This window comes from Proteinivorax tanatarense (assembly GCF_040267685.1).
Lineage (GTDB): Bacteria > Bacillota > Proteinivoracia > Proteinivoracales > Proteinivoracaceae > Proteinivorax > Proteinivorax tanatarense.
This window is the reverse complement of the sequence record NZ_CP158367.1, coordinates 25,491-38,513: the sequence shown is the minus strand read 5'-3', so window position 1 is coordinate 38,513 and position 13,023 is coordinate 25,491. Positions and strand designations below refer to the sequence as shown.

General features: G+C 41.3%; 8 protein-coding genes, 5 tRNA genes, 3 rRNA genes, 1 other RNA gene and 1 other annotated feature. All 17 genes read right to left on the bottom strand.

Annotation, left to right across the window (positions count from 1 at the left end; all coding sequences use genetic code 11):
* Window positions 1-99 precede the first annotated feature (99 nt).
* Window positions 100-215, bottom strand: a 5S ribosomal RNA gene (gene rrf / locus PRVXT_RS00190).
* Window positions 216-262: 47 nt separating this feature from the next.
* Window positions 263-3,345: ribosomal RNA gene (locus PRVXT_RS00185) — 23S ribosomal RNA — on the bottom strand.
* A 167-nt stretch (window positions 3,346-3,512) separates the two neighbouring features.
* Window positions 3,513-5,200 (bottom strand): 16S ribosomal RNA (locus tag PRVXT_RS00180).
* The 16S, 23S and 5S rRNA genes sit together here, the layout of an rRNA operon.
* 274 nt (window positions 5,201-5,474) lie before the next feature.
* Window positions 5,475-5,744 (bottom strand): pro-sigmaK processing inhibitor BofA family protein, encoded by a 270-nt coding sequence (locus PRVXT_RS00175; RefSeq protein WP_350343697.1) that lies wholly within the window; start codon window positions 5,742-5,744, stop codon window positions 5,475-5,477.
* 197 nt (window positions 5,745-5,941) lie between these two features.
* Entirely contained in the window at window positions 5,942-6,217 is a 276-nt protein-coding gene (locus PRVXT_RS00170; protein ID WP_350343696.1) for a DUF2508 family protein, read from the bottom strand.
* 119 nt (window positions 6,218-6,336) lie between these two features.
* Entirely contained in the window at window positions 6,337-6,936 is a 600-nt protein-coding gene (recR, locus tag PRVXT_RS00165) for a recombination mediator RecR (protein WP_350343695.1), read from the bottom strand.
* Complete coding sequence (locus PRVXT_RS00160) at window positions 6,937-7,260, bottom strand: YbaB/EbfC family nucleoid-associated protein (RefSeq protein ID WP_350343694.1); 324 nt, start codon at window positions 7,258-7,260, stop codon at window positions 6,937-6,939. It lies immediately after the preceding gene.
* Between the two features lie 14 nt (window positions 7,261-7,274).
* Entirely contained in the window at window positions 7,275-8,801 is a 1,527-nt protein-coding gene (dnaX, locus tag PRVXT_RS00155; protein ID WP_350343693.1) for a DNA polymerase III subunit gamma/tau, read from the bottom strand.
* 101 nt (window positions 8,802-8,902) lie between these two features.
* An RNA gene (gene ffs, locus PRVXT_RS00150) (signal recognition particle sRNA large type) lies at window positions 8,903-9,166 on the bottom strand.
* 17 nt (window positions 9,167-9,183) lie between these two features.
* Window positions 9,184-9,278 (bottom strand) — tRNA-Ser (locus PRVXT_RS00145).
* A gap of 5 nt (window positions 9,279-9,283) precedes the next feature.
* Window positions 9,284-9,715, bottom strand: coding sequence for a nucleoside deaminase (locus tag PRVXT_RS00140; RefSeq protein WP_350345077.1), 432 nt, complete (start codon window positions 9,713-9,715; stop codon window positions 9,284-9,286).
* A gap of 32 nt (window positions 9,716-9,747) precedes the next feature.
* Window positions 9,748-9,823 (bottom strand) — tRNA-Arg (locus tag PRVXT_RS00135).
* A 66-nt stretch (window positions 9,824-9,889) separates the two neighbouring features.
* A tRNA-Arg gene (locus PRVXT_RS00130) sits at window positions 9,890-9,966 on the bottom strand.
* 6 nt (window positions 9,967-9,972) lie between these two features.
* A tRNA-Ser gene (locus PRVXT_RS00125) sits at window positions 9,973-10,067 on the bottom strand.
* Between the two features lie 16 nt (window positions 10,068-10,083).
* Window positions 10,084-10,170: transfer RNA gene (locus tag PRVXT_RS00120), tRNA-Ser, on the bottom strand.
* Window positions 10,171-10,290: 120 nt separating this feature from the next.
* The gene (serS, locus tag PRVXT_RS00115; RefSeq protein WP_350343692.1) at window positions 10,291-11,562 is read right to left on the bottom strand and encodes a serine--tRNA ligase; all 1,272 of its coding nucleotides are present in this window, start codon (window positions 11,560-11,562) and stop codon (window positions 10,291-10,293) included.
* A gap of 44 nt (window positions 11,563-11,606) precedes the next feature.
* Window positions 11,607-11,795 (bottom strand) — a binding site (T-box leader).
* Window positions 11,796-11,843: 48 nt separating this feature from the next.
* Window positions 11,844-12,986 carry a pyridoxal-phosphate-dependent aminotransferase family protein gene (locus tag PRVXT_RS00110; RefSeq protein ID WP_350343691.1) on the bottom strand — a complete coding sequence of 381 codons (1,143 nt, stop codon included), beginning with the start codon at window positions 12,984-12,986 and terminating at the stop codon, window positions 11,844-11,846.
* Between the last annotated feature and the right edge of the window lie 37 nt (window positions 12,987-13,023).

The following is a 13,023-nucleotide window of genomic DNA, read 5'->3' as shown; positions in this document are numbered from 1 at the left end:
TAGTATTATAAAATAACACTGAAAAGAATTGGTTTTACTACTCATACTGAAAACGTTAAAAAACACCTAACCAAAGAATATGGTTAGGTGTTTTAAAGTACCCAGCGACGTCCTACTCTTCCAGGGGGTAGACCCCAAGTACCATCGGCGCTGAAGAGCTTAACTTCGGTGTTCGAGATGGGAACCGGTGGGACCTCTTCGCTATGGTCACTGGATTCAAATTACCATAAGGAAAGAAAACTAAGTCATTATCTAAACTAAGTTGGTCAAGTCCTCGACTTATTAGTACCGGTCAGCTAAAGGTATTACTACCTGTACACCCCCGGCCTATCTACCAGATAGTCTATCTGGAGTCTTACACTTTTACAAGTTGGGAAGTCTTATCTTGAAGGTGGCTTCGCGCTTAGATGCTTTCAGCGCTTATCCGTGCCGAACTTAGCTACCCAGCACTGCCACTGGCGTGACAACTGGTACACTAGAGGTTCGTCCATCCCGGTCCTCTCGTACTAAGGACAGATCCTCTCAAACTTCCTGCGCCCGCGACAGATAGGGACCGAACTGTCTCACGACGTTCTGAACCCAGCTCGCGTACCGCTTTAATGGGCGAACAGCCCAACCCTTGGGACCTACTACAGCCCCAGGATGCGATGAGCCGACATCGAGGTGCCAAACCTCCCCGTCGATGTGAACTCTTGGGGGAGATAAGCCTGTTATCCCCGGGGTAGCTTTTATCCGTTGAGCGACGGCCCTTCCACTCGGTACCGCCGGGTCACTAAGCCCGACTTTCGTCCCTGCTCGACTTGTAAGTCTCGCAGTCAAGCCTCCTTATGCCTTTGCACTCTACGAATGATTTCCAACCATTCTGAGGAGACCTTGGGGCGCCTCCGTTACTCTTTGGGAGGCGACCGCCCCAGTCAAACTGCCCACCTGACACTGTCCTAAAACCGGATTACGGCTTCTAGTTAGAATTCCAACATTCACAGGGTGGTATCCCACTTTAGGCTCCTAGAAAACTAGCGTCCTCTATTCTCAGCCTCCCACCTATGCTGTACAGTAAATGCCAAAATCCAATATCAGGCTACAGTAAAGCTCCACGGGGTCTTTCCGTCTTGTCGCGGGTAACCTGCATCTTCACAGGTACTACAATTTCACCGGGTCCTTCGTTGAGACAGCGCCCAAGTCGTTGCGCCTTTCGTGCGGGTCGGAACTTACCCGACAAGGAATTTCGCTACCTTAGGACCGTTATAGTTACGGCCGCCGTTTACTGGGGCTTCGGTTCAATGCTTTGCTTGCGCTAACACGTTCCCTTAACCTTCCAGCACCGGGCAGGCGTCAGCCCCTATACTTCATCTTTCGATTTAGCAGAGACCTGTGTTTTTGATAAACAGTCGCTTGGGCCTATTCACTGCGGCCTCCTCTCGCTCAGTACGAATGTACTTCACAATATCGAGGCACCCCTTCTCCCGAAGTTACGGGGTCATTTTGCCGAGTTCCTTAACGAAGGTTCTCCCGAGCGCCTTAGGATTCTCTCCTCACCTACCTGTGTCGGTTTACGGTACGGGCACCGCGCTTCTTGCTAGAGGCTTTTCTTGGCAGTGTAGGATTAGTTAGTTCCCCTTAATTGGGTCCTCTTAACCTCTCAGAATAGATAGAGGCGGATTTGCCTACCTCTAATCCCTACTGGCTTGAACGCACATATCCATCAGTGCGATAACCTACCTTACTGCGTCACCCCATCACTTAGACAAAGCTTGGTGGCACTGGAATCTCTACCAGTTGTCCATCGCCTACGCCTTTCGGCCTCGGCTTAGGTCCCGGCTTACCCTGAGCGGACAAGCCTTCCTCAGGAAACCTTAGGTTTTCGGCGGAGATGGTTCTCACATCTCTTTTCGTTACTTATATCAGCATTCTCACTTCTAAGCGCTCCACTGCTCCTTTCGGTACAGCTTCGCCGCACTTAGAACGCTCCCCTACCAACAGTAGTAGTATGATGTGAGAAATCAGAAGTTGGTAAAGTTCAAATGATTTTGTTTAAGCTTTGCTTAAACGTACATTTTTTACTTATTTCTAACCTCTCACCTCACACTACTACTCTTCCATTGCTTCGGTGGTAAGCTTTAGCCCCGGACATTTTCGGCGCAGGATCACTTGACCAGTGAGCTATTACGCACTCTTTAAATGGTGGCTGCTTCTAAGCCAACATCCTGGTTGTCTAAGCAATCCCACATCCTTTTCCACTTAGCTTACACTTGGGGACCTTAGCAGATGGTCTGGGCTGTTTCCCTCTCGACTATGGACCTTATCACCCATAGTCTGACTCCCAAGGTCTAAATATATGGCATTCGGAGTTTGACTGAGTTCGGTAACCTGGGTTAGGCCCCTAGCTCAATCAGTGCTCTACCTCCACTATTCATCCTTGAGGCTAGCCCTAAAGCTATTTCGGGGAGAACCAGCTATCTCCGAGTTCGTTTGGCATTTCACCGCTACCCACAGCTCATCCCCTAATTTTTCAACATTAGTGGGTTCGGGCCTCCATTTTGTGTTACCAAAACTTCACCCTGGCCATGGGTAGGTCACTCGGGTTCGGGTCTACACATACAAACTTAACGCCCTATTAAGACTCGCTTTCGCTTCGGCTCCATGGCTTTACCATTTAACCTCGCTTGCAAATGTAACTCGCTGATCCATTATACAAAAGGTACGCCATCACCCGCTTATGGGGCTCTGACTGTTTGTAGGCACACGGTTTCAGGTTCTATTTCATCCCCCGCCTGGGGTACTTTTCACCTTTCCCTCACGGTACTTGTTCACTATCGGTCGCTGGGTAGTATTTAGCCTTTGGAGGTGGTCCTCCTAGATTCTTACGGGGTTTCTCGTGTCCCGCAATACTCGGGTGGCTACTTAGATAGTTTAAAGCTTTTCGGCTACAGGACTTTCACCTTGTATCGTTTGGCTTCCCAGCCAATTCGCCTAAACTTTAATTTTGTAACTATCCCAAGTGGCTGTATCCACTTGTAAAGTAACTCCCTCAACCCACTTTTAGCAACGCATACAGGCTTACACTAAAAATGTTTAGGCTCTTCCCCGTTCGCTCGCCACTACTTAGGGAATCGAGTTTTCTTTCTCTTCCTCGGGGTACTTAGATGTTTCAGTTCCCCCGGTTGTCTCCTACCACCCTACTTATTCAGGTGGTGGTACCACAGTATTAACTGTGGTGGGTTGCCCCATTGGGAAATCCGCGACTTACAGCTTGCTTGCAGCTAATCGCGGCTTTTCGCAGCTCGCTACGTCCTTCTTCGACTCCCAGCGCCAAGGCATCCGCCGTGCGCCCTTTGTAACTTGACCTAATTTGCTCGTTTAAACATAATGAAATTGTATCTACCACGCTTTTGTTTCTCGGGTTGATACTTTCTTAGTTTCTTTCCTTATGGGTAATTTCAAAGATCGGTTGAAAGACTAGGTCTTTCAAAATTAAACAGCTAAGCTACTAACCATAAGTTAAAGCTCCTTAGAAAGGAGGTGATCCAGCCGCACCTTCCGATACGGCTACCTTGTTACGACTTCACCCCAATCATTCGCCCCACCTTCGACGGTTGCCTCCAGTTGGGATGTGAGAACCGAGATTCTGAAATGAGTTTGGGTCGTGGGATGTTAGAGGTGGGATTATTGCTTGTAAATATAGTCTTTAGACCTTTTTACTTAACCCTTCTTCTAACTTGCGACTTTATCTTTTCTCACTTCCAACTTCTCACCTCTCACCTCCCAACCGGTTGGCTCACCGGCTTCGGGTGTTGCAAACTTTCGTGGTGTGACGGGCGGTGTGTACAAGGCCCGGGAACGCATTCACCGCGATATGCTGACTCGCGATTACTAGCAACTCCGACTTCATGCAGGCGAGTTGCAGCCTGCAATCCGAACTGAGACCTGATTTAAAGGATTCGCTCCAGATCGCTCCTTCGCTTCCCGTTGTTCAGGCCATTGTAGCACGTGTGTAGCCCAGGACATAAGGGGCATGATGATTTGACGTCATCCCCACCTTCCCCCGGTTTATCACCGGCAGTCTCCTTAGAGTGCCCAGCTTAACCTGCTGGCAACTAAGAATAAGGGTTGCGCTCGTTACGGGACTTAACCCAACATCTCACGACACGAGCTGACGACAACCATGCACCACCTGTCTCTCTGCCTCAAAAGAGGACGACTCTATCTCTAAAGCCTTCAGAGGATGTCAAGCCCTGGTAAGGTTCTTCGCGTTGCGTCGAATTAAACCACATGCTCCGCTGCTTGTGCGGGCCCCCGTCAATTCCTTTGAGTTTCAACCTTGCGGTCGTACTCCCCAGGCGGGGCACTTAGTGCGTTAACTGCGGCACAGAGGGTATCTAAACCCCCTACACCTAGTGCCCAGCGTTTACGGCGTGGACTACCAGGGTATCTAATCCTGTTCGCTCCCCACGCTTTCGCATCTCAGTGTCAGGTACAGTCCAGAAAGTCGCCTTCGCCACTGGTGTTCCTCCTAATATCTACGCATTTCACCGCTACACTAGGAATTCCACTTTCCTCTCCTGTCCTCAAGTTTGACAGTTTCAAATGCAATACGGGGTTGAGCCCCGCAGTTTAACATCTGACTTATCAAACCACCTACATGCTCTTTACGCCCAGTAATTCCGGACAACGCTCGCCCCCTACGTATTACCGCGGCTGCTGGCACGTAGTTAGCCGGGGCTTCCTCTTGAGGTACTGTCATTTTATTCATCCCTCATAACAGAAGTTTACGATCCGAAAACCTTCATCCTTCACGCGGCATTGCTGCGTCAGGGTTGCCCCCATTGCGCAATATCCCCCACTGCTGCCTCCCGTAGGAGTCTGGGCCGTGTCTCAGTCCCAGTGTGGCTGATCGTCCTCTCAGACCAGCTATCCATCGTTGCCTTGGTAGGCCGTTACCCTACCAACTAGCTAATGAAGCGCGGGCCCATCCTTTAGCGATAAATCTTTCTTCTTTTTATCAGGTGACAAAAAGAAGGTATCCGGTATTAACATCAGTTTCCCGATGGTATCCCGATCTAAAGGGCAGGTTGCCCACGTGTTACGCACCCGTCCGCCACTATCCAGACACTCAACTAGGTTGAGTGTCGGATCGTTCGACTTGCATGTGTGAGGCATGCCGCCAGCGTTCGTCCTGAGCCAGGATCAAACTCTCCATAAAAGATTCTATGAAAAGCTAAAATTTAGCTCATCTTACTTAAATGTTTTAAAACTAATTAAAACGGAGCCCAACAAACTTTTGAGTAAAAGTTTTTGGGTAAATTCGACTACGAATTCCAAGAGCAGGAATTCTAGTCTGCATTTCTGGCTTTTGCATTAGCTGTTCAATTTTCAAAGACCTAATTTGTTGCCGCATATCTCAGCGACAAGTAATACTATACCATACTAAAAATCATAAGTCAACAATTTATGCGTTTTTTTGTTTTTTTGTTTGATTATACAAAAATAATCTTTAGAACACCTAGCATAACAACACCTGGACACCCTAATGCTAGAGAAGTTAATATAGTAAAATAATTTAATGGTAGGTACATATTAAAATAATTGCCAAAAATATTTAAAAATATTAATAGACATAACCCCATTCCAGAAAAAAGTACTAGTTTAAGTATTGTTTTACCCCGCTTTATCATCGGTCTTAATAATAAAGCTGCCGCAAATAGGGCTAAAATTGATATAAATAAAATTTCATAATTAGCATTCATAGTAACCCTCCTATGCTTTTTTATAGTTGTCTACATAAAACTCACTATAAAAGCGCTTTTATGGATAGCTTAGAACTGCCTAAAGAAATGTAATTATAACCTAATGAATCTTGCATTTCTTTTTTAAATGACATGTTTGTTCGTATAGAGGTAAAATCTGATCATTTGCAATTACATAGTATTTCATTTTTATAAAACTATTCATTGTTATTTAAAATATACTTATTATTTTGTTTTTCCTTTGCTTGCTTTAATAAATATTGATACCTTTTTTCCGCTGCTGCAATTGAATGTATAGCGTAGTCAACTAGATCTGGATCGGTAACGCTATTAAAGTATTCTTTTGCACACTGCCACTCTCTTTTTGCCTCCTCAGTTAGCTGTAAAGCGCTTTTGCTTTTAGGTACATCTACTTGGTTACCATCATCTAAGAAATAATCCTTTGTTTTCTTTAATAAAACCTTTATTTTCACCCTCAACACCACCTTTAACAAATTTGTCTTATCTTAGTATAATTATTGACTTAATTTGTTAAAATCATACAAAATAATATAGGAAAACGGGCCGCGATTTGATATCGTGACCCGTTTTCCTATATTTCCATTCTACCATGCATAGCTCTTGAAAGAGTAACTTCATCTGCGTATTCTATATCTCCACCTACCGGCAACCCATGAGCTATTCTAGTAACTTTTACGCCTAAAGGTTTTATTATTTTTGATAAATACATGGCTGTAGCTTCACCTTCAACATTTGGGTTTGTAGCAACAATGACCTCTTTTATTTCATCTTCTTTTATTCTGCTAAGTAAAGAAGAAATATTGAGCTCTTCAGGACCAACACCTTCCATCGGAGATATAACACCCTTAAGAACATGATAATACCCGTTATATTCACCAACTCTTTCCACAACCCCTATATCCTTTGCTTCTTGTACTACACATATAATGTTTTTATCTCTTTTTTCATTCATACAAATAGGACATTTTTCATTTTCTGTAAAATTACTACATACCACACATTCTTTAACTTTTGTTTTTACATTTTCAATAGACTGTGACAGTTTTTTTGCTTCTTGTTCTGGCATTTTCATTATGTAATATGCCAACCTTTGGGCTGATTTTTTCCCTACCCCTGGCAACATCTGCAAAGATTCCACAAGTTGTGTAAGAAAAACTGATTGAACTTCCATTTAAAACATTCCTGGAGGTAGTTGAAGTCCTCCTGTTACTTTTTGCATTTCTTTTTCAGCTAAGTCGTCAGCATTTTTTAGTGCTTCATTAACAGCTGCTAAAACTAAATCTTGAAGCATTTCTACATCATCAGGATCTACAGCTTCTGGTTTAATTTCAATATCTTTTACTTCTTTGTGACCATTAGCCACAACCTTAACTACTCCACCACCAGCAGTAGCTTCCACTGTTTTGTCCTTTAATTCATCTTGCATTTTTGCCATATCGGATTGCATCTTTTTCATTTGTTTCATAGCTTTATTCATATTTCCACCTTTAAACATCTAAACACTCCTCCTTAATTATCTTCTATTTCTACAAGGTCCTCTCCAAAAATTTCCTTGGCTTTAGTCACCGTTGAGTTTTGCTGCTCTTTTTTTTTAGCTGGACCTTTTTTCACCATGTTTTTTTTGGCCTTAATTTTTAAATCAGCATTACAAATTTCCTTTAGAATCTTTTCAATAATAGATTTATGCTGCTCTTTCATAACATTATCTGCATGAAGAACAAACTTATCTCCGTATTTAATTGTAATAACATTTTCCTTTAAATCATCTACTACAGCCTCTTTTAACCAAGCATGAGTGGATACATTTTCTTTTTTAACATTATACAATATTTTATCCCAATTTTCTTCTATATATTTAAGATTAACTTCACTACCATTTTGAATAGGTGCTGCCTGAGAAGGCTGAATAGAGATATTTTTTAAGTTTTCTTGATTCTGCACCTTCTTTTCAAGCTCATATATCTTTTTTCCCATTTCAACAATTTTTCTTTCTTTCCCTTCCATGGTTTTAATTATTAATGTCTCTAACAATATTTTAGGATGAGAAGAAAACTTTAATTCTTTTTGTCCATCAGTTAAAACATCTATTATGGAAATTGCTTCCATTGGAGAAATTTTACTAGCACTACTATTTTCACTTACACTTTCTAGCATAATATCGCGATAGGCAGTTATCAAGTCACTTAAAAATTGGTGTATGTTTTTACCCTCTTCAACCAACCACTCTACCTGGTCCATTGCAGAAACAACGTCTTTTCTTGAAATGTTATCCACCATTTCCCATACAGTTTCAGGTGATGTCACACCTAGGGAGGATAGCACCAATTCCTTTTCTACTTCATCCCCCTCCCTATAAACAAGAATTTGATCTAACAAACTCAAAGCATCTCGTAAACTCCCGTCAGCTCTTCGAGAAATTATTTTTGCAGAATCCTCATCAATTGAAACTCCTGCATCTAAACATACACCCACTAAATAATCAGCTATCTCATTTAAATTAAATCTTCTAAAATCAAAGCGTTGACACCTTGATAAAATGGTTGATGGAAGTTTATGAGCCTCTGTGGTAGCCAAAATAAATATTACATGTTGGGGTGGGTCTTCCAGGGTTTTTAACAAAGCATTGAAAGCCTCCACTGTTAACATATGTACTTCATCAATAATATAAACTTTGTACCTACTCTCAGAGGGGGCATAACGCACACGTTCTCTCAGCTCTCTTATTTCGTCTATTCCTCTATTAGAAGCGGCATCAATCTCTAACACATCTAAGCTATTATTTTCGTTAATCTTTAAGCAGCTGGAGCAACTATTACAAGGGTTTCTTTTAGGACCATTCTCACAGTTTACTGCTTTAGCAAATATCTTTGCAGTACTTGTCTTGCCTGTCCCCCTAGGACCAGCAAAAAGATACGCATGAGCAATTTGGTTGTTCTCTAAACTGTTTTGCAAGGTTCTTCTAATGTGTTTTTGAGCTACATATCCTTCTTCAAAGTTTTTTGGTCTTAATTTCCGGTACAAAGCTTTATATCCCATTTATTTAACCTCCCAACTTACATTTTATCAAAGTTTTATACTGATTGACAACAAAGTTATAAAAAAAAACACCCTAAGGTGCTTTATATCATAATTTATGGCCGTGCCCCACATTCGATTTGATGTCATAGGCGATACCTAAATAGTTAGCTCAGGTCAGGCACCCCTACGGCACATTGCAACAACCACTTACCGCTGCTTCCTTCCGGACCTGACGGGGTTTATGGAGCGCAATTGCGTAGGACCCAACCGTCGTCACCACTTTTCTAGGCCAGCCCTACAACTATCAAACCTCACTGTAGGCATTCGATCCTGCTATAGCGGATTGCAGGTACAAGGCACCGCTACCTCCCCATCTAGCACGGCCGATATTATTTTTTTATGGCGGAGAGGGAGGGATTCGAACCCTCGAGACAGGGTTTTCCCCATCTACTCGCTTTCCAGGCGAGCGCCTTCAGCCAACTCAGCCACCTCTCCATAATTTAATTTCTTTTCCTTAACTCAACAAAAAAATCATTTAATAATTGTTTAGATTCATGTTCACAAACGCCTGAAACTACTTCAACATCAGCTTTAAAATGTTTAATAAGGTCTATCTTTGATCCCATACCACCCATTTTTGGTTCAAATGCTCCAAAAAACACTTTTTTTACTCTACTTTGAATAATAGCTGATGCACACATAAAACATGGTTCAACTGTAACATAAATGTGGCAATCAAGCAACCTCCAACCGCCTAACTTTTGAGCAGCCCTTCTTAACGCTATCATTTCAGCATGAGCAGTCGGATCTTTTAAATTCTCTCTAAGATTATGGCCTACAGAAATAACTTCCCCTTTTTTTAGCACCACTGCTCCTACGGGAACTTCTTTTAACTCAAGAGCTTTTCTTGCTTGCTGAAGAGCTATCTTCATGGGATCCAAAAATTATCACACCCAACACTTTCTGGTGCGCCCAGAAGGACTCGAACCTCCGACACGCGGTTTAGGAAACCACTGCTCTATCCCCTGAGCTACGGGCGCATCTTAATTTATAATAAATAAAATATTTGGCAAAAACCAAATATTTGAAATAATCTATTAAAGAAATGGCGTGCCCGCCAGGATTCGAACCTGGGACCTTTTGATTCGTAGTCAAACACTCTATCCAGCTGAGCTACGGGCACATATAATGGCGGAGAGAGAGGGATTCGAACCCTCGAAGCGAGGTTTATCTCACTTAATCGCTTAGCAGGCGACCCCCTTCAGCCTACTCGGGCACCTCTCCACTTGTTTGTAATTTGTGGCGGAGGGGGTGGGATTCGAACCCACGGCACTTTCGTGTCACTGGTTTTCAAGACCAGCTCCTTAAGCCACTCGGACACCCCTCCAAGGACACCTCAAAAGTATATCACCTTCGAGGTACAATGTCAAGTTTTTTTGTTGCTCAACCTTACGTTTATATACTATATATTATTTTAGTCTTTATGTCAACCAAAAATTATAGTTAATTATTTTGAAATCTTTTCTTTTCCGCTTAAATAAGGCCTTAAAACTTTTGGAATTGTTACCGTACCATCTTCATTTTGATAGTTCTCCAAAATTGCAGCAACAGTTCTGCCCACAGCCAATCCTGAACCATTTAAAGTATGCACTAACCTAGCTTTTTGTTTAGGCTGTTCTCTATATTTAATATTAGCTCTCCTTGCTTGAAAGTCTTCAAAGTTGCTACAAGAAGAAATCTCTCTGTAAGTTTCAAAGCTTGGAAACCATACTTCTATATCAAACGTCTGTGCTGCAGCGAATCCTAAGTCCCCTGTGCATAAGTTTACAACTCTATATGGTAGTTCCAACATCCTAAGTATTCTCTCCGCATCTTCTAAAAGTTTTTCTAACTCTATATAGGACTCTTCTGGTTTTGTTAACTTTACTAGTTCTACCTTATTAAACTGATGTTGGCGAATAAGTCCTCTAGTATCTCTACCATGCGCACCAGCTTCTGCTCTAAAGCATGGAGTAAAGGCTGTGAATTTTTTGGGCAAATCATCTCCTGCTAAAATTTCATCTCTATGAAAGTTGGTGACAGGCACTTCTGCAGTTGGTATTAAAAAATACTTATTTCCTGCAGGGAAAGCATCATCTTTAAACTTAGGAAACTGTCCCGTCCCTTGCATACTTTCGTTATTAACCATATAAGGTGTCATCATCTCAACATAGCCATGCTGTTGATGAGTGTCAAGCATAAAATTAATCAGTGCTCTTTCTAATTTAGCTGCCATTCCCTTCAAAAAGACAAATCTTGTGCCTGTTACTTTACCAGCCCTTTCAAAATCTAATACATCCAAATCTCCTCCCACATCCCAATGAGCTTTGGGCTCAAACTGAAACTTTGGTATATCTCCCCATGTTTTTATTTCTTCATTTTGTTCCTCACTATCCCCTACAGGAACAGAGCTATTGGGGGTATTAGGAATTTCTAATGCCAGTGTGGCTACTTTCTCTTCAATATCAGCTAGTTTTATATCAATATCTTTTATCTCATCTCCAACTAGTCGCATAGACTTTATTTTTTCATCAGCATCTTTTTTTTCTCTTTTTAGTTGTGCTATTTCTTTGGAAACTACATTGCGTTTTCTCTTTAAATTTTCTGTTTCACTTAACATTTCTCTTCTTTTTTCATCTAACTCTTGTATTCTTTTAATTACACTAGGGTCTCCCCCCCTTTTTGTAACAGCTTTAACAAAAATATCTGGTTCGTTCCTTAGTTTTTTTAAATCTATCATTTTAAAACCTCCTTATAAATATAAAAAGTCCCTGACCTAATTAGGTCAGGGACGAAAAATCCGCGTTGCCACCCTGTTTGACTGAAAACAGTCCACTTTTAGGATTTATAAAGGAATCACCCTTTTTACAAATTTTTAAAGAGGTGGATTCATTATAAAGGGCTAATCGGATCCCAGCACCTCCGACTCTCTGAGTAGCACTTTAATAATTACTTTTCCTCAAAGTTATATATTTCATAACTTAAAAGTAACGTACCATATTTGTTTAGAAAAGTCAATAATTATTTTTTGTTATATAAAACTTCCTGCGCTGCTTTAGATGCAGTGCCGAGATCAACATCATACCCTAGTTCCATTAGAGACATCTCTAATGCTGTTAGAACTGATATCATAAATAATGGATCTACATTCCCCAAATGTCCTATTCTAAAAACAGTTTCTTTTAATTTTCCTTGCCCTCCTGCTACTTCAACATTGTACTTCTCTAACATTAGTTTGCGTAATTCAGCTACTTTTATTCCATGAGGAGATTTTATCGGTGTTACAACATTAGAACGACATCCTTCTTCAGTAAACAGTTCTAGACCTAAAGCTTTAATACCTTCTCTTGTCATTTTTGCAATTATTTGATGTCTTTGAACCTCTTTTCCCATACCTTGTTCAGCCATTCTCTCCAATTGTTTTTCTGCAGCCTTAATCAACGATATAGCAGGTGTGTAAGGTGTTTGTCCTTGTTCCGCAAATTTTTTATATTTACCTATATCCCAATAATACTTAGGAAGATCGCTTTTATTGTATGCCTCTAAAGCTTTATCACTTAAACAGGCTATAGCTAGACCAGGAGGCAAAGCCAGTACTTTTTGACTGCCCGTTATTATTACATCTATACCCCAACCATCTATATCAATATATTCAGCACCTATAGAACTTATCCCATCTACAATTAGCAATGTATCTTCATCTTTTATCTCACTTATTTTCTTTAAGTCATTTACAACCCCAGTAGATGTTTCTCCTTGAATAACAGTAATACCTGCTAAGTTTTCGATTTCATCGATTGTATTTTTAATCTTGTTATAGTCAAAGCTTTGCCCCCATTTACCATGAAACTCTATAACCTCTAAACCATAAGTTTTGGCTATGTCAGCATACCTTTGCCCAAAAGCACCGTTTATAAGCGCTAAAAGCTTGTCCCCTCTTGAAAAACTGTTAACTATAGCACATTCCATAGCTCCTGTTCCTGACGCCGTTAAATAATACACTTGGTTTTTGGTATTTAAAAATTGCTGAGTTTTTTCTGTTAAATTCTGAAGAACCTTGTAAAAATCTTTTCCTCTATGGTTAAATACTTCAGATGTCATCTCTTTTAGAACTTCATTATTAACCATTGTCGGCCCTGGCAATGCTAAATATTTAGTTTGCATATAATTCCTCCCTACTCCCAATAAATACATTCTTTAA